17 protein-coding genes are annotated in these 17,800 nt (G+C 72.2%); 6 read left to right on the top strand and 11 right to left on the bottom strand.

Features of this window, described 5'->3' with window-relative positions:
* Window positions 1-69 precede the first annotated feature (69 nt).
* Window positions 70-645, top strand: coding sequence for an orotate phosphoribosyltransferase (pyrE, locus tag KY498_RS10435; RefSeq protein WP_191009426.1), 576 nt, complete (start codon window positions 70-72; stop codon window positions 643-645).
* A gap of 121 nt (window positions 646-766) precedes the next feature.
* Here pyrE and KY498_RS10430 read toward each other — a convergent pair whose 3' ends face one another.
* The 7 genes from KY498_RS10430 to KY498_RS10405 all read right to left on the bottom strand — a co-directional run bounded on the left by KY498_RS10430 (window position 767) and on the right by KY498_RS10405 (window position 6,709).
* On the bottom strand, window positions 767-946 hold the full coding sequence (locus KY498_RS10430; protein WP_223848799.1) for a hypothetical protein: 180 nt from the start codon (window positions 944-946) through the stop codon (window positions 767-769).
* Complete coding sequence (locus KY498_RS16530; protein WP_255266080.1) at window positions 946-1,074, bottom strand: hypothetical protein; 129 nt, start codon at window positions 1,072-1,074, stop codon at window positions 946-948. Before KY498_RS16530 ends, KY498_RS10430 begins: the two co-directional genes overlap by 1 nt.
* 34 nt (window positions 1,075-1,108) lie before the next feature.
* Entirely contained in the window at window positions 1,109-2,386 is a 1,278-nt protein-coding gene (locus tag KY498_RS10425) for a GDSL-type esterase/lipase family protein (RefSeq protein WP_191009427.1), read from the bottom strand.
* A complete protein-coding gene (locus KY498_RS10420; protein WP_191009428.1) occupies window positions 2,383-3,195 on the bottom strand; it encodes a S9 family peptidase in 813 nt (270 codons plus the stop codon). Before KY498_RS10420 ends, KY498_RS10425 begins: the two co-directional genes overlap by 4 nt.
* A gap of 19 nt (window positions 3,196-3,214) precedes the next feature.
* Window positions 3,215-4,528 carry an MFS transporter gene (locus KY498_RS10415; RefSeq protein ID WP_101305385.1) on the bottom strand — a complete coding sequence of 438 codons (1,314 nt, stop codon included), beginning with the start codon at window positions 4,526-4,528 and terminating at the stop codon, window positions 3,215-3,217.
* A 313-nt stretch (window positions 4,529-4,841) separates the two neighbouring features.
* Window positions 4,842-5,903, bottom strand: a complete 1,062-nt coding sequence (locus tag KY498_RS10410) for a LacI family DNA-binding transcriptional regulator (RefSeq protein WP_191009429.1) — start codon at window positions 5,901-5,903, stop codon at window positions 4,842-4,844.
* Complete coding sequence (locus KY498_RS10405) at window positions 5,900-6,709, bottom strand: HAD-IIA family hydrolase (protein WP_060959698.1); 810 nt, start codon at window positions 6,707-6,709, stop codon at window positions 5,900-5,902. The genes KY498_RS10410 and KY498_RS10405 overlap by 4 nt, the downstream gene beginning before the upstream one ends.
* 41 nt (window positions 6,710-6,750) lie before the next feature.
* Between KY498_RS10405 and KY498_RS10400 the strand changes: the two genes are divergently transcribed.
* The gene (locus KY498_RS10400) at window positions 6,751-7,713 is read left to right on the top strand and encodes an SDR family NAD(P)-dependent oxidoreductase (RefSeq protein WP_191009430.1); all 963 of its coding nucleotides are present in this window, start codon (window positions 6,751-6,753) and stop codon (window positions 7,711-7,713) included.
* 192 nt (window positions 7,714-7,905) lie between these two features.
* Here the strand turns inward: KY498_RS10400 and KY498_RS10395 are convergent, their stop codons facing one another.
* Both KY498_RS10395 and KY498_RS10390 read right to left on the bottom strand, forming a co-directional pair.
* Window positions 7,906-8,550: a metal-dependent transcriptional regulator gene (locus tag KY498_RS10395; protein WP_060959696.1), complete on the bottom strand. Its 645-nt coding sequence runs from the start codon at window positions 8,548-8,550 to the stop codon at window positions 7,906-7,908.
* Window positions 8,551-8,573: 23 nt separating this feature from the next.
* Window positions 8,574-9,878, bottom strand: coding sequence for an Nramp family divalent metal transporter (locus KY498_RS10390; RefSeq protein ID WP_223848800.1), 1,305 nt, complete (start codon window positions 9,876-9,878; stop codon window positions 8,574-8,576).
* Between the two features lie 174 nt (window positions 9,879-10,052).
* Here KY498_RS10390 and KY498_RS10385 point away from each other — a divergent pair, with 174 nt between their 5' ends.
* A complete protein-coding gene (locus tag KY498_RS10385; protein WP_191009431.1) occupies window positions 10,053-10,712 on the top strand; it encodes a TrmH family RNA methyltransferase in 660 nt (219 codons plus the stop codon).
* Window positions 10,713-10,725: 13 nt separating this feature from the next.
* Here KY498_RS10385 and KY498_RS10380 read toward each other — a convergent pair whose 3' ends face one another.
* A complete protein-coding gene (locus KY498_RS10380; protein ID WP_191009432.1) occupies window positions 10,726-12,045 on the bottom strand; it encodes an MATE family efflux transporter in 1,320 nt (439 codons plus the stop codon).
* Window positions 12,046-12,112: 67 nt separating this feature from the next.
* On the opposite strand from KY498_RS10380, the gene KY498_RS10375 reads away from it, so the two are divergent.
* The 3 genes from KY498_RS10375 to KY498_RS10365 are packed head-to-tail and all read left to right on the top strand — an operon-like array spanning window position 12,113 to window position 16,863.
* Window positions 12,113-13,915: a lipase family protein gene (locus KY498_RS10375; RefSeq protein ID WP_191009433.1), complete on the top strand. Its 1,803-nt coding sequence runs from the start codon at window positions 12,113-12,115 to the stop codon at window positions 13,913-13,915.
* Window positions 13,916-13,957: 42 nt separating this feature from the next.
* Window positions 13,958-15,967, top strand: a complete 2,010-nt coding sequence (locus KY498_RS10370) for a M13 family metallopeptidase (RefSeq protein WP_191009434.1) — start codon at window positions 13,958-13,960, stop codon at window positions 15,965-15,967.
* Complete coding sequence (locus tag KY498_RS10365; RefSeq protein WP_223848803.1) at window positions 15,964-16,863, top strand: serine hydrolase; 900 nt, start codon at window positions 15,964-15,966, stop codon at window positions 16,861-16,863. Before KY498_RS10370 ends, KY498_RS10365 begins: the two co-directional genes overlap by 4 nt.
* Before the next feature lie 23 nt (window positions 16,864-16,886).
* Here the strand turns inward: KY498_RS10365 and purU are convergent, their stop codons facing one another.
* Entirely contained in the window at window positions 16,887-17,759 is an 873-nt protein-coding gene (purU, locus tag KY498_RS10360; RefSeq protein ID WP_060959690.1) for a formyltetrahydrofolate deformylase, read from the bottom strand.
* Between the last annotated feature and the right edge of the window lie 41 nt (window positions 17,760-17,800).

The raw sequence follows: 17,800 nt of genomic DNA, 5'->3' as shown, positions 1-17,800 counted from the left end.
GGGGCGGATGCCGCGGCGGGTGATGACGCGGAAATAATCCCGGTTCTTCGCTTCCGTAGACTCGTGTGCATGACCGCCGCCTCCACGCCCGAGCTCGAGTCCGAGCGCCGCGCCCTCGTCGACCTCATCGCCGCCGAAGCCGTCTTCCACGGCGACTTCACGCTCTCCAGCGGCAAGAAGGCGACGTACTACGTCGACATGCGCAAGCTCACGCTCGACCACCGCGCGGCTCCCGCGATCGGCCGGCTCGTGCTCGACGCGGTGGGCGACCTGAACGTGGATGCCGTGGGCGGCCTCACCCTGGGGGCGGATCCGATCGCGAACGCCGTCATGCACGCGTCGGTCGCCGCCGGTACCCCCGTGGACGCGTTCGTCGTGCGCAAGGAGCCGAAGGACCACGGCCGCGGTCGCCAGATCGAGGGCGCCGAGGTGGCCGGGAAGCGTGTCGTGATCGTCGAGGACACCTCCACCACGGGCGGCTCCCCCCTGAAGGCCGCTGAGGTCGCCGCCGCCGCCGGTGCGGAGATCGTCGCGGTGGTGACGGTCGTCGACCGCAAGACCGGCGCGCAGGCCGCCGTCGAGGCCGCCGGCTACGAGTGGCGGTCGATCATCGACCTGGACGACCTGGGCCTGCAGGCGCAGTAAGGCTCTGCGGCTCGCGCGTCCCGCGCCGCAACGGATTCGGAGATCAGCAACGGATTCGGATGCCGTCGGCCGGCAGATCCGAATCCGTTCTCGGCATCCGATTCTGGGAACGCCGGTGCGCTCAGCGGAAGATGGGCAGCTGCGACGCCAGTGCGAACACGAGGCCCGCGAGCGTCAGCAGCAGGATGCCGCGGCCGTTGGGCAGCGGGGTTCCCTGCGGGGCGTCGCGGCGGCCGCGCACGAACAGCACGAGCGCGACGATCAGCAGGATCATCGCCGTGACGACGAACACGATGGCCATCACTGGTCGCTCCCGTCGCCGCGGTCGCGCCGGCGGCCGCGGATCACCTGCATGACGAACACGACGAGCGTCCCGGCCAGCACGAGGGCGGTCGAGGCGAACAGCAGGGTCTGCTCGGTCGCGTTCACGGTGTCTCCTCCGCCCGCGTGGAGGCGGGCAGTCTCAGCCTAGCCGCGTCCGCGGGGCGAGCCCGGTCCGCGGAACGAGACCGCCCGCGCCGAACACCGCGGCGGCGAACCGCGCCGCGATCTCGGCATACAGCTCCGTGTCGGGGTGCAGGCTGTCGGGCAGCGTGTAGCGCGCCTGATCGTCGGGGCCGTAGAGACTCAGGCCGTCGAGGTACGCGATCCGCTCCCCGGATGCCGCGCGCACCCGCACCACCTCGGCCAGCTGCCGCCGCGACTCGGTCATGGTCAGCGCGCCGCGGGCGACGTCGGCGGCCTCCCCGGCGGCATAGCAGCGGACGTGACCGTCGTCGAAGAACTCCACGTCCGACGGTCCGGGGGTGTCTTCGCTCCCCGGCCAGAGGATCGACGACGCCAGCACGAGGGGGGTGTCGGGATGCCCGGCGCGCACCCGATCGAGGAAGCCGTGCACCGCGGGAGTGAACGTGCGCTGATCGAACGACCGCGCCCCCACGATGTTGATGCCCACCTTCAGCGTGATCACGTCGGCGGGCGTGGCGGCGATGGTGTCGGCGACGAACGGATCGAGCATGCACTGTCCGCCGAAACCCAGGTTGATCAGCGAGAGATCGCTCGTCCGCGCCGCGATCACGGGCCACACACCGGTCGGCGACGGCGTCTCGACGCAGTGGCTGATCGAGCTGCCGTGGTGGATCCACACCGGTGCGCGCGACGGCTCCGCGGCGGTCACCGGGGCGTCGGCCCGGAGGTCGAGCAGATCGACGATCATCCCCTGCGGCAGCCACACGGTCACGGCCTTCTCGGTCGCCGCACCGCCCGAGTCGCCCGTGCCGCCCGTGTCGCCCTCACCGTCCAGGGCGATCTCCAGCGTCGCGGGCTCGGTGACGGGCTCGTCGGCCGCGGCATCCCCGGTCCACGACAGCCGCCGCAGGTCAGTGATGGGGGCGCGCGCCGTGTGCACCGGCCGGCCGTCGACCTCGACGACCACATCGTTGACCGGCCCGGCGAGCTCGGCGAAGTACAGCTGCGTGCACCGCAGCGTCAGCGACAGCCGCGTCGCGGCGGTCGTGAACCGCAGCCGCACACCGCTGGCGTTCGCCGTGATCGCCCGCAGGATCTCGCCGTTCGGCGGGAACTGCGCCCACGTGCTGCGTGGCAGGCGCAGGGGGCGGATGCCGCGGCTCTCGTCGACGTCGAGGTGCCCCTCCAGCAGCACCTGAGCCTCGCCGAGGCGCACGACCTCGCCGATCCCGGTCGTGTCGGTGGCGCGGGTGGAGGTGACGGACGTGCTCACGATGCGGTCCTCTCGGAGTGGATCTGGATGAACGAGACGGTGCGGGAGATCAGCTCGTCGCGCTGGGGGAGCTCGGCCCACCCGTGATCGGCCCCCTCGACGACGACCACCTCGGCGCGCTCGCCGAACACATCCGCCGCGGCGTAGCGCTCGGCAGAGGAGACGGGCACGAAGTCCGCCGTGCCGTGCAACAGGAGCGCCGGCCCGCCGTACCCGGCGGCCCGCGCGTACGGGTCGAACGTGAGGGCGTCGTCGCGCATGGCCGGCCCCATCCGCATGCCGAGGAAGTCGAAGAACCCGTCCGGGCCGTCGAGCGCGGCCAGCGAACGTCCCTGGATCTGCCCCGAGCGGATGTCGTCGACGAACACCGCCGCCGTCGACCACATCGTCAGCGACCGGATGGCGCCCCCGCCCCCCGCCTCGGCCGCGACGGCCGCCGCGATGACCGAGCCGAGGCTCATGCCCACCAGATGCAGGTTCGCGGCATCCACCGCGGGGCTCTCGCGCAGGGCGGCGAGCACCGCGGCCGTGTCGGCGATGTCGCCGGATGCCGTCGTGTCGAAGAACTCCCCGTCGCTCTCGCCGTGGCCGGCGCGGTCGAACGCCAGCACGCCGAACCCGGCCGCGACCAGCGCGCGGGCGAGCGTCACGAAGACGCCGGTGGTCTCCACCCGCGATCCGCCGAAGCCGTGCAGCAACACGACGGTCGGTCGCGGCTCCCGGGCCGCGCCCGCCGCGGCATCCGGCAGGTAGTGCGTGCCGCGCAGCGTCCGTGCGCGGACGGTGGTCTCGAAGGGAACGAGTCGCATGGGAGTTCTTTCGTCGGGGTCAGCGGGCGAGCGTCGCAGAGCGGGGGAGGTCGGTGGATGCCGTGACCGTCTCCGACTCCACGTCGAACGCGTTCGTCACGCCGCGGCGGAAGCCGATCCAGCCGATGAGGAAGCCGGCGGCGGCGACCACCGAGACGGCGACGTAGACGGCGCTCGGGTTGAGGGCGAGAAGAGCCGGTGTGACGACGTTGAACCCGGCCGTCGCGAAGCGGGCGACGGCGTAGACGGTGCCCTGCGCCGTGGAGCGCAGCATGGTGGGGAACGACTCCTGGGTCCACACCTTCATGATCGTCTCGAAGCAGAACGCGCCGGCGAACGTCGTCACGACGACCGAGACGACGAGGGCGGGCAGGGTGAAGCCGAACACCACGGGCACGAGGTTCGCGACGACGACCGCGATCGCGCCCGCCACGTAGTAGCTCATGCGGAACGTCGTGTCGGCGACGGCCATGAACCAGACCGCGCCGAGGATGGCGGCAGGCATCGCCAGCAGCGTCCACGTCTGGTACTCGTTCACCGGGATGCCGGCGACGTTCACGGCGACGAAGGTGCCGAAGCTGCCGGCGACGCTGATCGCGATGGATGCGAGCGTGTAGTAGATCAGCAGCGTGACGAACGGGCGGCGGTACTGCGGGCGGCCGAAGTCGCGCAGGCGCCCGCGTTCGGCGCGGACGGTCTGCACGCCGGTGCGGCGCTCCTGCTGGGCGGCGAGCCAGGTCGCCGACTCCGGGATCGTCAGTCGCAGCGCGAGCACCACGAGCCCCACGCCGCCGAAGGCGGCGAACATGATGCGGCCGCCGGTCTCGCCGAGCGCGCCGAAGAAGATGCCGATGAGCACGGCCAGCAGGATGCCGAAGCCGCCCAGGAGGTTCGAGAACACGAGGATCTTGCCGCGGTTGCGGTCGTCGGCGGCCTCCGAGATCGAGGCGAGAGCCGCCGGCAGGTCGGCGCCGACGCCGAGGCCGATGAGCGCGATGCCGGGCAGGAGGAGCCCGAAGGAGACGCCGAAGAACGGCGTGAGCGATCCGAGCACGATGAGGCTCATCGTCACGAGGAAGACGCGGCGGCGGCCGAACCGGTCGGCCAGGCGCCCGCCGAGGAGCGAGCCGATCGCGACCCCGGCGGTGAGGACGCCGGTCAGCAGGCCCACCTGGTCCGCGGTGAGCCCGGGGGTGCCGGGGGTGAACGACTGGAAGAGGACGAGGGCGACACCGATGCCGGTGGTCGCGGCGGCGTCGACGAACGTCGCCATCCCGCAGACGAAGCCGACCCACCAGGGGTTGGGGGCGGTGCGAGCGGTGAGTGCGCTCATGGTCATACTCCTTTGTACGTGCGGGATGGAGGTGGCTGGCGTCATCCGCATGCATGTCCGAACTCCGGGCTCCGACGCCGTCGAGAGACAAGCTATACCGATATAGCACCGCGATGCAAGCGCGAATGTCGCCGTACGGGCCGGAGGAATCGGAGCGGCCGGGGCGGCATCCTCGACGTGGCGGAGGTCGGCCGTGACGAACGTCGGATTCCTGTGCTCCATGCCCCCGCGGTCGGCCCGGTTCGGCCGACAGCGTGCGGATTCTCCGGCGATCGTCACGCCGCGGATCGGACTCGGGTCTCGACCCCGGCGCTCACGCCCGGGGTGCGGCGATGGAGCCGCCGGCGCTGACCGGCATCTCGACCAGCTCGTGACGCACGCCGTCGCCCGGGGACAGCAGCAGATCCGCCGCCCGGCGGCCGATCTCGGCCTGGGGCAGGCGCAGTGAGACGAGCTGCGGGTCGGTCGCCTCGGCGAGCACGCCGCCGTCGAACGACACGAGCGAGACGTCGTCGGGCACCCGCAGCCCCGCACGGCGCAGGGCCTGGAAGACCCCCACGCCGACGGCGTCGTTGACGCAGATGATCGCCCGCGGGCGCGCCCCCGTCGCGAGCAGGCGCTCCGCGGCATCCCGGCCGTCGTGCACGGTCCAGTCGTCGTCCACCGCCACGTCGCCGGCGAGCTCGATGCCGGCCCCCGCGAGCGTCTCGCGGATGCCCTCGAGGCGCCGCGGCAGCGCGACCGGGCCCCACTCGTGCCAAGCGGAGCCGCCCGTGCGGCCCGGAGCCAGCGTGCCGACGAACCAGATGTCACGGTCGTGGCCGGCGTCCAGCAGCGCGCGGGCGGCGGCCGCTCCGGCGGCGCGCTCGTCGGGTACGACCGAGCTGATCGCGGGCGCGTCGGCCTCGCAGTTCATGAGCACGAGGGCGGTGTGCCGGGCGGATGCCGGGGGTGTCACGCGCCGCGTGAACATCGAGGCGTACAGGATGCCGTCGATGTCGCGGGCGACGAGGTCGTCGAGGAAGCGGCGCTCCATCTCGGCATCCCCCTGCGTGTCGACGGTGAACAGGAGCAGCCCCGCCTCGCGCAGGCGCTCCAGCGCCCCGCGCACCATCGAGTTGGCGAACGACGTCGAGCTGACGAAGTCCGAGACCAGGGCGACGGTGCCCGACCGGCCCGTGCGCAGCGTCTTCGCCGTGACGTTGGCGCGGTAGCCGAGATCGTCGGCGGCTTTGCGCACGCGCGCCATCGTCTCTTCGGACAGGCGCTGGTCGAGGCGGCCGTTCAGGGCGAACGATGCGGCCGAGCGGGAGACGCCCGCCCGCTCCGCGACCTCGGTGAGGGTGACCCGTCGACCGGAGCTGCGCTCCGTCACAGGCCCTCGGGCATCTCGGACTCCGCCGGCTCGGCGGCGAGCAGGTCGGCGACCGAGTCCACGATCTCGTCGGGGCGGAAGGGATAGCGCTCGATCTCGGCGTCATCGGAGATGCCGGTGCGCACGAGGATCGTGTGCAGGCCCGCCTCGATGCCGGCCACCACGTCGGTGTCCATGCGGTCGCCGATCATCCCGGTGTTCTCGGAGTGCGCGCCGATGCGGTTCATCGCCGAGCGGAACATCATCGGGTTCGGCTTGCCGACGACGTAGGGCTCCTTGCCGGTCGCGTGCGTGATGAGCGCCGCGAACGAGCCGGTCGCCGGCACGACGCCCGTCGGGGTCGGACCGGTCGCATCGGGGTTGGTGATGATGAAGCGCGCGCCGGCGTTGATGAAGCGGATCGCCTGCGTGATGCGGTCGAACGAGTAGTTGCGGGTCTCGCCGATGACGACGTAGTCGGGCTGCGTCTCCGTCTGGACGTACCCCGCCTCGTGCAGAGCGGTCGTCAGCCCCGCCTCGCCGATCACGAACGCCGTGCCGCCCGGCTGCTGCGAACGCAGGAAGTCCGCCGTCGCGAGCGCCGACGTCCAGATGCGGTCTTCGGGCACCTCGAGGCCCGAGATGCGCAGCCGCGCGCTCAGATCGCGCGGCGTGTAGAACGGGTTGTTCGTCAGCACGAGGAACGGCGTGCCCGCGTCGCGCCACTGCGCGAGCAGCTCGGCGGCGCCGGGGATGGGCTTGTTCTCGTGGACGAGGACGCCGTCCATGTCCGTCAGCCAGCATTCGATATCGGCGCGTGTCCGCATGGGGCCAGCCTAGCGGGGCCGTCCGGTCGTAGTCTCGACGCGTGGCACGCGATGACTGGGACCCGACGACGCTCCCCGACCTGTCCGGGAAGCGGTACCTCGTCACGGGGTCGACGGCGGGCCTGGGCTTCTTCTCCTCGCTGCAGCTGGCCGGTGCCGGCGCGCACGTCATCATGACCGGCCGCAATCCGAACAAGCTCGCCGTCGCGCGCGCGGCGGTGCGTCGTCAGGTGCCGGATGCCGAGATCGCGACGCTCCTGCTCGACACGAGCAACCTCGGGTCGGTGCGCGCGGCGGCCGCGACCGTCCGCGGCCGCGCCGGCCTGCACGGCCTGCTGCTGAACGCCGGGATCGTGCACCCGCCGCGCCATCGCGAGACCACCGCCGATGGACACGAGGTCGTCTTCGCGACCAACGCGCTCGGCCACTATGCGCTCGCCGGCGAACTGCTGCTGCCCCTCGCCGCGGGGCGCGGACGCATGGTGTGGGTCGGGTCGATGTCCACCGCCATGGGCAACTACGACCCCGTCGACCCCGAGCTGGAGACGAACTACTCGCCGTGGCGCGCGTACGTGCAGTCGAAGGTCGCGACGACCGCGCTCGGCTTCGAGGCCGACCGGCGGCTGCGCGCCGCGAACGTGCCCATCGACAGTGTCGTCGCGCACCCGGGCTACGCCATCAGCGGCCGCACCCGCGGCATCCTCGGGGTCAACGAGCCGTCGCGGATGACGCGCTTCGTCGACAACCTGCAGGCTCCGATCACCCAGTCGAAGGAGCACGGGGCCTGGCCGCTCGTGCGGGCGCTCGTCGACCCCGAGGCGACGGGCGGTGAGTTCTGGGGCCCGTCGCGCCTCGTCGCCGGGCCGCCGACACTCGGCACCGCCAGCAAGCTCACGCGCGACGAGGACATCGCCGCGCGGCTGTGGGCCTACTGCGAGCACGCCACGGGGATCACCTGGCCGTACCTGAAGGCCAGTCGCACCCGCCGCCCCTGGCGGCGCTGAGCCCGCCGCCAGCTCCTCCGCGGTCCCGGTCGCGATGCCCCCCTCGCCCCGACCGTGTCCCACTTATAGCGGGGTGCGTCCCAGATTGTGCGGTGCGGAGGGCCCGGAGGGGACCTCTTGTGGGACATCCCTGCCGGGAACATCCCTGTCGGGGACCATCCCTGTCGGGGCGGCGGGCGGGCGCCACCCGGGTCAGGCGGTCAGCCAGACCGCACCGGCCGCGCCGGCGGGAAGCGTCACGGTCGCGCCGTCGTCGACGCGGACGACGTCGGCTCCCGCGACCACGAGGCGGTGCCCCACATCGATGCCCGCTCCCTCCAGCGCCCGCAGCAGCTCGGGATCGCGGTCGCTGACGCGGAGCACCTCGCCGGTGTGGCCCAGGTCGGCGGCGGCCAGGAGCACGAACGGGAGGCGGTGGACGTTGCCCGCGGCATCCGGGATCGCATCGCCATGGGGGTCGAACCGCGGGTGCCCCAGTCGCTCGTCGATGCCCGCCAGCAGTCGGTCGCTGATCGTGTGCTCGAGCACCTCCGCCTCGTCGTGCACCTCGTCCCAGGCGTAGCCGAACTCCTGCACGAGCCACGTCTCGATGAGGCGATGTCGGCGGATGATGGATGCCGCCCGGAGCCGACCCGCCTCGGTGAGGGACACCGGACCGTACGGGCGGTGGTCGACCAGGCCCAGGCCGACGAGCTTCTGCACCATCTCGGTCACCGTCGAGGGAGCGAGCTTCAGCTCGGATGCCAGCTGCGACGACGTGATCGGCGTGGTCTGCCACTCGGTGTGGTGGTAGATCGTCTTCAGGTAGTCGTCGATCGCGACGGAGTTCGCAGCCACGTCTTCAGGCTAGCGGGCCGGGACTATCCGCCCGACAGCACGAGCCACAGCAGCACGGCGTTCAGCGCCACCAGGAACGCCGAGGCCAGCGCGCCCGCGACGGTCGTCCACCAGCGGTTGCGGTGCGCGCCGAGCACGTCGCGCCGCGCCGTCAGTGAGACGAGGGGGATGAGCGCGAACGGGATGCCGAAGCTCAGCACCACCTGGCTGAGGATCAGCGCCCAGGTCGGGTCGACCCCGAGCGCCAGGATCGCGATGGCCGGCACGAGGGTGACGAGCCGCCGCGCGATCAGCGGCACGCGGATGCGCAGCAGTCCGTGCATGATCTCGGCCCCCGCATACGCGCCGACCGCCGTGCTGGCCAGCCCGCTCGCGAGGAGGCCGACGGCAAACATCGTCGCGACGACCCCGCCGAGGCCGGCGGAGAGGGCGGCGTACGCACCCTCGAGGCTGTCGGTCCCGGCCACCCCGGCGAGGTTCGCCGCCGCCAGCAGCAGGATCGCGAGGTTGACGGTGCCCGCCACGACGAGCGCGATCGTCACGTCCCACCGGGTCGCGCGCAGCAGGGTCGGGGTCGACTGCGCGCGGTCCTCCGCCCGCGCGCCCGGTGCGGAGAAGCGGTCGCGCGCCAGCGCGCTGTGCGCGTAGATCGCGTGCGGCATGATCGTCGCACCCAGGATGGATGCCGCGAGCAGCACCGACTCGGAGCCCTCGAACCGGGGGACCATGCCCGCGGCGACGCCGGCGGCATCCGGTGGGGCGACGAACACCCCGTAGGTGAAGCCGATGGAGATCACGACGAGCAGGCCGATCACGACGAACTCGAAGCTGCGGGCGCCGCGGCGCTGCTGAACGAGCAGGAGGGCGATCGACACCGCGCCGGTGATGAGCCCGCCGACGGGCAGCGGTACCCCGAACAGCAGCCAGAGGGCGACGGCGCCGCCGATCACCTCGGCGACGTCGGTCGCCATGGCGACGAGCTCGGCCTGCAGCCAGTACAGGCGGCGGGCCCAGGGGGCGCGCAGGCGGGTGCCGAGGGTCTCGGCGAGGCTCTGGCCCGTGACGATGCCCAGCTTGGCCGACAGGTACTGGATGAGCCACGCCATCGTGTTGCCCAGGACGACCACCCAGACCAGCAGGTAGCCGAAGCGCGCGCCGGCGGTCATGTTGCTCGCGACGTTGCCCGGGTCGAGGTAGGCGACCCCCGCGACGAGCGCCGGCCCGAGCAACCACGCCGCGCGCCGCGTCCTCGCCGGTACGGCTGCGGGCCGCGCAGGCCGGGTCGCACGGCTACCCGTCTCCAGCGTCGAGGGAGGATTTTTCGGCATGCCGAAAAATTAGCAGAGATTTCGGTGTGCCGAAATCTCGCACGTCGGGGGTGTGGCGTCTGCGTGACTCCGCCCGAGCGGCGACAGGTGGGGGTGTAACCGGCCGCGAGCCCGGCTCGGGCGGAGTAGTGCAGGCCGGAGGGCCGTGACCGGCCGGATCGGTAGCCTGGAGCGATGACCGACCCCGCGCGATCGCCGGAAGCCGCGCCCGACGCGGACGGCGAGCCGCAGCTGCCCGTCGGCGTCGGGCCGTGGCCCGGGGGAGCGGACGCCTGGCCCGACGACCCCCGGTACGACCGTGACCTGCTCGCCGACGGCGATCGCCGCAACGTCGTCGACCGGTACCGCTACTGGACCATGGCCGCGATCGTCGCCGACCTCGACGAGCACCGGCATCCGTTCCACGTCGCCATCGAGAACTGGCAGCACGACATGAACATCGGCTCGATCGTCCGCAGCGCCAACGCGTTCGGCGCGGCCGAGGTGCACATCATCGGCCGGCGCCGGTGGAACCGCCGCGGCGCCATGGTCACCGACCGCTACCAGCACGTCCGCCACCACGAGGACGTCGCCGCCTTCACCGCGTGGGCCCGGGATGCCGCGATCCCCGTGATCGCGGTCGACAACGTCGACGGGTCGCTGCCGGTCGACCGGGCCGAGCTGCCCGAGCGGTGCGTGCTGCTGTTCGGGCAGGAGGGCCCCGGACTGTCGGCCGAGGCGGTGGCGGCGGCATCCGCCGTCGTCGAGATCACGCAGTACGGATCGACCCGCTCGATCAACGCCAGCGCCGCCGCGGCGGTCGTCATGTACGAGTGGTGTCGCCGCTGGGCGTGAGCCGCCGTCGTGCTCAGGCGCCCGCGGTGGTCCATTCCGGCCGCCGCACCCGCCAGCCGAGGGTCGCCAGCCGCGCCAGCATGTACACGCCGAAGAAGCAGATCGCGAGCCACATCAGGCCCGAGGCGCCCGTGGGATGCAGGATCCACAGCACCGCGAGCGCGGGGATGTAGGGGACGAGGTTCACCGCTCCGGCCAGCGCCAGGTAGCGCACGTCGCCCGCGCCCATGAGCACGCCGTCGAGGACGAAGACGACGCCGCAGACGGGCTGCGCGACCGCCAGCGCCACGAGTGCCGGCTGCACCAGTGCGGCGACATCGGGCGAGCCGGTGAAGACGAGACCGATCACCCCCGACAGGGCGCCGATGGCGCCGCCCACGAGCACGCCGAACCACACGCCCCACGCCACGGTGCGGCCGAGGACGCGGCGCACGAACGTCTCGTCGCCCGCCCCGAGTCCGCGCCCGATGAGGGCCTGCGCCGCGATCGCAAGCGCGTCGAGCGCGAAGGCGGCGGTGGAGAAGATCGTGAAAGCGACCTGCCAGCCGGCCAGTTCGTCGGTGCCGAGAGCCGTCGCCGCGAACACCGTGGCCAGGAACGCGGCGCGCAGCGAGACGGTGCGCAGGAACAGCCAGCCACCCGCCCGCGCCGATCCGCGCAGTCCGTCGCGCTGGGGGCGCAGGGATGCCGCGTGGCGCTGGGCCAGCCGGCCCACGACGACGGCGTACGCGCCGACCATGGCCCACTGCGCGGCCACGGTGCCCGCCGCGGAGCCGGCGATGCCCCACCCGAACCCGTAGATGAAGACGGCGTTGAGCAGTGCGTTCAAGCCGAACCCGAGCCCGGCGATCCACAGCGGCGTCACGGTGTTCTGCATGCCGCGCAGCAGTCCCGTCGCGGCGAACACGATGAGCATCGCCGGCAGCCCCCACATCGACAGCTGCAGGTAGATCACGGCCTGCGCGGCGACGTCGGCGCCCGCGCCGAACAGCGAGACGAGCCAGGGGGTCAGCAGCGATCCGGCGACGGCGAGCACGGCGCCCAGGCCGAGCGCGAGCCAGAGGCCGTCGATGCCGGCGCGGACGGCGTTGGTCTGGTCGCCGGCGCCGAATCGCCGCGCGACGGCGGGTGTCGTCGAGTAGGCGAGGAACACCATGAGACCGACGATCGTCTGCAGCACCGCCGAGGCGATGCCGAGGCCGGCCAGCGGCACGACCCCGAGGTGGCCGACCAGGGCCGCGTCGACGATGAGGAAGAGCGGTTCGGCGACGAGTGCGCCCAGGGCCGGAACCGCCAGCCGCAGGATCTCGCGGTTGAGGGTGGGGGCGGCCATACTCCGAGCCTAGGGGCCAGTGCCGACCCCGTCCGGAGGGCGAGCGCGACTCCTCTAGCCTGGACCGATGGCGCGGCACGGCATCCTGCAGGACCTCCCGCTGTGGCGGCTGCACGCGCGGATGCCGGAAGGGCTGCGGATCGCGCTCGCGATCGCGACCGTGGCGCTGGGCGCCGTGATCGTCTGGCGCCCGACGACCGCGCTCGACGTGCTGGCCCTCCTCCTCGGCGGCGGCATGGTGCTCACCGGCGTGCTGGAGGCGAACGGCCGCGCCGAGGAGCGCGGCGGCCGCTGGTGGCGGTGGCCGGTCGCGATCGGCTGGTTCGCCCTCGGGCTGTTCGTGCTCGTGTGGCCCGGGCTCACGGTGCGGGCGGTCGCCGACATCACCGGCATCCTGCTGCTCGTCAACGGCGGGATCGGGGTGCTGTCCGCGTTCCGGGCGGGCCGCGGCTGGGATGAGCGGATCTCGGATGCCGCCTTCGGCGCGACCGGCCTGATCTTCGGCGTCCTGGCGCTCGTCTGGCCCGACATCACGCTGCTCGTCGTCGCCGTGGTGTTCGGGGCCTCGCTCATCATCCGCGGCAGCGTCGACCTGTGGGCGGCGCTCCGCCGGCGCCGCGACGAGCGCCGTGACCCCCGGCGCCCCGTGCCGCAGCGCCGCTGGGGGCGCACCGCCATGGCCCTCGGCTCCGTGGCCCTCGCGGTGACCGTCGCCATCGTGACGACGCCGCTGCGCGACGGCTCCACGGTCGTCGACGAGTTCTACGCCGCTCCGCGCGACGTGCCGTCCGAGCCGGGCCGGCTGATCCGTGCGGAGGAGTTCACGAACGAGGTCCCCGCGAAGGCGCGGGCCTGGCGCATCCTCTACACGACGACCGGCGTCGACGGACGGCTCCGCGTCGCGAGCGGGATGGTCATGGTGCCGCGCGACCGCGCGGATGGCACGCGCTGGCCGGTCGTGCAGTGGAACCACGGCACGACGGGGTTCGCCCAGCACTGCGCTCCCACCCTGCAGCAGCGCCCGTTCTGGGCCGGCGCGATGTACTACCCGCGCAAAGTCGTCGCCGAGGGGTGGGCGATGGTCGCGACCGACTACAGCGGACTGGGCACCACGGGGCCGCATCCGTACCTGTTCGGCGAGGCGAGCGCGTGGGCGTCGCTCGACGCCGTGCGCGCCGCGTGGGAGCTCGAGGACGCGCACCTCAGCCGCAACACCGTGATCTGGGGTCACTCCCAGGGCGGCGGTGCCGCGCTCTGGTCGGGGGCGCTGGCCCGCTCCTATGCCCCCGGCCTGTGGGTGCGCGGCGTGGCGGCCCTCGCTCCCGCCGTCGATCCGCTGCGGCTCGTGCGCGACGTCTCGCAGGTGGCGGGCGGGACGATCTTCGCCTCCTACGCCTTCGCCGCCTATGAGGCGATCGATCCCGAGGTGACCTACGACCGGTACATCCGCCCGGGCGCGCAGACGGTCGTCCGGGCCATGTCGCAACGCTGCCTGAACGAGCCCACGATGGCGCTGTCGGTGCTGGCGGTCGTCGGACTCAGCGAAGACCGCGACATCTTCGCGGACGACCCCACGACGGGTCCGCTCGGCGCCCGGCTGCGCCAGAGCACCGCCCCCGCGCTCATCGGTCCCCCCGTGTTCGTCGGTCAGGGGCGCGCCGACACGATCATCTCGGTGGGGGCGCAGGACGACGCCGTCGCGCGCATGTGCGACGCCGGCCAGCGCGTCGACTACCGTCGCTACGACGGATACGAGCACGCCCAGATCATGGAGGGCTACGCCCCGACGACCGCCGATCTGCTGGCGTGGACGCGGGCCCGGTTCGAGAGCGAGCCGGTGCCCGACGGATGTACGACGAACGACGGGTGAACACGGATCGCGCGGTCAGAACCGGCGCGTATCCTGTACGGCATGACCGATCCCTCCCTGCGCTCGGGTATCGAGCTGTCCGCGTTGAGCCCCGGCATCCGTCCTCAGGACGACCTCTTCCGCCACGTCAACGGAGCCTGGTTGGAACGCACCGAGATCCCCTACGACAAGGCGCGGTGGGGCTCGTTCCACCTCATCGCGGAGCAGGCCGAGAAGGACGTCCGCGCGATCATCGAGGAGTCGACGGCGGCGGAGCCCGGGACCGAGGCGCGCAAGATCGGCGACCTGTTCACGAGCTTCATGGACACGGAGCGGATCGAGCAGCGCGGCGCCGAGCCCCTGCGCGACCAGCTCGCCCGGGTCGACGCGATCGACTCCGTCCCCGCGCTGCTGTGCACGGTCGGCGAGCTCGAGCGCGAGGGCGTCGGCGGCATGATCGGCGTGTACATCGAGCCCGACCCGGGCAACCCCGAGCGCTACGTCTCCTTCTTCGTCCAGTCCGGGCTCTCGCTGCCCGATGAGAGCTACTACCGGCTGGAGAACTTCGACAAGACCCGTGTCGCGTTCCGCGACTACGTGCAGACGATGCTCGCGCTCGCCGGCGTCGACGCCGCGGGCGAGGATGCCGGGCGCCAGGCCGACCGGGTGCTCGCGCTCGAGACCGAGCTGGCGACGCACCACTGGGACAACGTGCGCACCCGCGACGCGGTCGCCACCTACAACCTCATGACCTGGGATGAGGTGCAGGGGCTCGTCGGCGTCGACCTCGATCCCTGGCTCAACGCCGTCGCGCCGGGGCGCCGCGACGGGTTCGCCGAGATCAACGTGAACGAGCCGAGCTACTTCTCCGGCCTCGGCCGCCTGCTCGTCGAGGACCGCCTCGACGACTGGAAGGCCTGGCTGCGACTGCACGTCGTGCGCGCGTCGGCGGCGTTCCTGTCCGCTGCGTTCGTCGAGGCCAACTTCGCCTTCTACGGCACCGAGCTCACCGGCGTCCCGGTCAACCGCGAACGCTGGAAGCGCGGTGTCGGCTTCGTCGAGGCGGCCATGGGCGAAGCGGTCGGCAAGGTGTACGTCGATCGCCATTTCCCGCCGGCGGCCAAGGAGGCGATGGACGAGCTGGTGGCGAACCTCATCGAGGCCTACCGCGCGTCGATCGCGACGCTGGAGTGGATGACGCCCGAGACCCGCGACCGTGCGCTGGAGAAGCTCGCCGCCTTCACCCCCAAGGTGGGCTACCCGCAGAAGTGGAAGGACTACACCGCTCTGGAGGTCGACGCCGCCGACCTCATCGGCAACGTCCGCCGCACCAACGCGTGGGAGCACGAGCGGCAGATCGCCAAGCTCGGAGCACCCATCGACCGCGACGAGTGGTACATGACCCCGCAGACGGTCAACGCGTACTACAACCCGCTGATGAACGAGATCGTCTTCCCCGCGGCGATCCTGCAGTACCCGTTCTTCGAGCTCGATCGGGATGCCGCGGCCAACTACGGCGGCATCGGCGCCGTGATCGGCCACGAGATCGGCCACGGCTTCGACGATCAGGGGTCGGCCTTCGACGGCACCGGCGCGCTCCGCGACTGGTGGACCGACGAGGATCGCGCGGCGTTCCAGCAGCGCACGGCGGCCCTGATCGCCCAGTACGACGAGCTCGTGCCGCAGGGTCTCGCCGCCGAGCACCACGTCAACGGGGCGCTCACGATCGGCGAGAACATCGGCGATCTCGGCGGGCTCGGCATCGCCATCAAGGCGTACCGGCTCTCCCTGGGTCTGGACGGCGGCGCCGACGTCACGGACGAGAACGCCGACGGGCCGGTGATCGACGGCTTCACCGGCATCCAGCGGCTGCTGCTGAGCTGGGCGCAGATCTGGCAGCAGAAGGGGCGCGACGCCGAGACGATCCGTCTGCTGACGATCGACCCGCACTCGCCCAACGAGTTCCGCTGCAACCAGATCGTCCGCAACGTCGACGAGTTCTACCGGGCGTTCGACGTCGCCGAGACCGACGCGCTGTGGCTGGACGCCGACCAGCGCGTCACGATCTGGTGACCACCGCATCGCCGCGGCGGGGGGAGCGCCCCGCATCCCGCCGCTCGCCGCGGCGATCCGGCGGGCGGGCGCGATCGTTCTCGACGGCGCTCGCCGCGCTCGACGCCGTGGCGGCCGCCGGTGCGCAGGTCTCGGTGTGCGTGACCGACCTCGACTCGGGCGAGACGGTGCTCGCCGGCGACGCGCACCTCGTGCTCCCCGTGGCGGGCATCGGCGTCGTGCCGCTTCTCATCGAGGTGGCCGCGCAGATGGATGCCGGCACGCTCGATCCCCTCGAGATCATCGAGCGCACGTCGGTGCCGCCGGTCACGGTCGGCGGCCTCTGGCACCGGCTGGCGGCGCCCGCCCTGCCGGTGCGCGACCTCGCCGTGCTGGCGGCGGCGGCGTCGGACGCGGCCGCCGCGAACGCCCTGCTCGAGCGCGTCGGGCTCGACGCCGTCCGTGCGCGCGTCGAGCAGATCGGTCTCGTCAAGACGGCCCTGATCGACGGCTTCCGCGATCAGCGCGGCCTCGACGACGCCCCGCACGTCGGCCTCGCCTCGACGGGAGAGCTCGTCACCCTCTTCGCGGGCCTCGTGAACGCCCAGGTCGTCTCACCGGCGGTGAGCGCACAGGTGTCGGAGTGGCTGAGCCTCAACCAGGATCTGGCGCTCGTCGCCGCGAGCACGGCGCTCGACCCCTTCGCGCACGACGACGACCGCCACGGTCTGCTCTTCGTCAACAAGACCGGCCGGGGCGACGGCATCCGCGCCGAGGCCGGAGTCATCGCCGGGCCGCGCGCCGGCGCCGCCTACGCCCTCATCGTGTGCTTCGACGATCTGTCGGTCGCGCACCGGCTGCGCGCGCACGAGGCGTTCCGCGCCCTCGGGCTCGACCTCATGGAGTACGTGTACTGACGCCGGCCGGGCCGGGCCGCCGCTCAGAAGACGATCGTGTGGTTGCCGTGGCGGATGACCCGGTCCTCGGCGTGCCACTGCACGGCGCGGGAGAGCACCGCCCGCTCGACGTAGGCGCCGCGCGACTGCAGGTCGGAGGCGGTCATCGAGTGGTCGACCCGCGTCACGTCCTGCTCGATGATCGGTCCTTCGTCCAGGTCTTTGGTGACGTAGTGGCTGGTCGCGCCGATCAGCTTGACCCCGCGCTCCTTGGCCTTCTTGTAGGGCCCCGCGCCGACGAAGGCGGGCAGGAAGGAGTGGTGGATGTTGATGACGGGCACGCCGAGCTTCTCGAGGAAGTCGTCGGAGAGGATCTGCATGTACCGTGCCAGCACGACGAAGTCGACGTTGCCCGTGAGCAGCTTCAGGATCTCGGCCTCCGCGACCGACTTGTCGGCGCCGCTGGAGGGGACGTGGAAGAACGGGATGCCGAAGGAGCGCACGTCCTCCGCCGACACCGTGTGGTTGGAGACGACCATCGGGATGCTGACGTTCAGCTCGCCCCGCCGATGACGCCAGAGCAGCTCGAGCAGGCAGTGGTCGCTCGTGGAGGACAGGATCGCCATCCGCTTGGGGACGGACTGGTCGGTGAGCCGCCACTGCATCCCGTAGGGCTCGAGCGTGCGCGCGAGGTCGTCCTCGATCTCGTCGACCGCGGCCGCGAGGTCGGTGCGGTGGAAGACCACCCGCTGGAAGAACGCCCCGCCCTCCGGGTTGTCCGAGTACTGGTCGAGGCTGACGATGTTCGCGCGGTGACGCGTGATCAGTGCGGTGACGGCGGCGACGAGTCCGGGCTGGTCCGGTCCGTGGACGATCAGGCAGGCGTGGTCGCGCAGGGCATCGGTGTGCAGGGACATGCGGATCTCCTCAAGACGGCGCGGCGGTGCGGCCGCGGACC

This window comes from Microbacterium sp. PAMC21962 (assembly GCF_019443465.1).
Taxonomy (GTDB): domain Bacteria; phylum Actinomycetota; class Actinomycetes; order Actinomycetales; family Microbacteriaceae; genus Microbacterium; species Microbacterium hominis.
This window is presented reverse-complemented; position numbering and strand designations above follow the sequence as displayed.

Coding starts and splice junctions, on each gene's coding strand:
- KY498_RS10430 (WP_223848799.1), bottom strand. CDS start 946: ATGGCCATCGTGTTCGTCGTCACGGCGATGATCCTGCTGATCGTCGCG.
- KY498_RS10370 (WP_191009434.1), top strand. CDS start 13,958: ATGACCGATCCCTCCCTGCGCTCGGGTATCGAGCTGTCCGCGTTGAGC.
- KY498_RS10405 (WP_060959698.1), bottom strand. CDS start 6,709: ATGCGGACACGCGCCGATATCGAATGCTGGCTGACGGACATGGACGGC.
- KY498_RS10375 (WP_191009433.1), top strand. CDS start 12,113: ATGGCGCGGCACGGCATCCTGCAGGACCTCCCGCTGTGGCGGCTGCAC.
- KY498_RS10390 (WP_223848800.1), bottom strand. CDS start 9,878: ATGCCGAAAAATCCTCCCTCGACGCTGGAGACGGGTAGCCGTGCGACC.
- pyrE (WP_191009426.1), top strand. CDS start 70: ATGACCGCCGCCTCCACGCCCGAGCTCGAGTCCGAGCGCCGCGCCCTC.
- KY498_RS10420 (WP_191009428.1), bottom strand. CDS start 3,195: ATGCGACTCGTTCCCTTCGAGACCACCGTCCGCGCACGGACGCTGCGC.
- KY498_RS10415 (WP_101305385.1), bottom strand. CDS start 4,528: ATGAGCGCACTCACCGCTCGCACCGCCCCCAACCCCTGGTGGGTCGGC.
- purU (WP_060959690.1), bottom strand. CDS start 17,759: ATGTCCCTGCACACCGATGCCCTGCGCGACCACGCCTGCCTGATCGTC.
- KY498_RS10385 (WP_191009431.1), top strand. CDS start 10,053: ATGACCGACCCCGCGCGATCGCCGGAAGCCGCGCCCGACGCGGACGGC.
- KY498_RS10380 (WP_191009432.1), bottom strand. CDS start 12,045: ATGGCCGCCCCCACCCTCAACCGCGAGATCCTGCGGCTGGCGGTTCCG.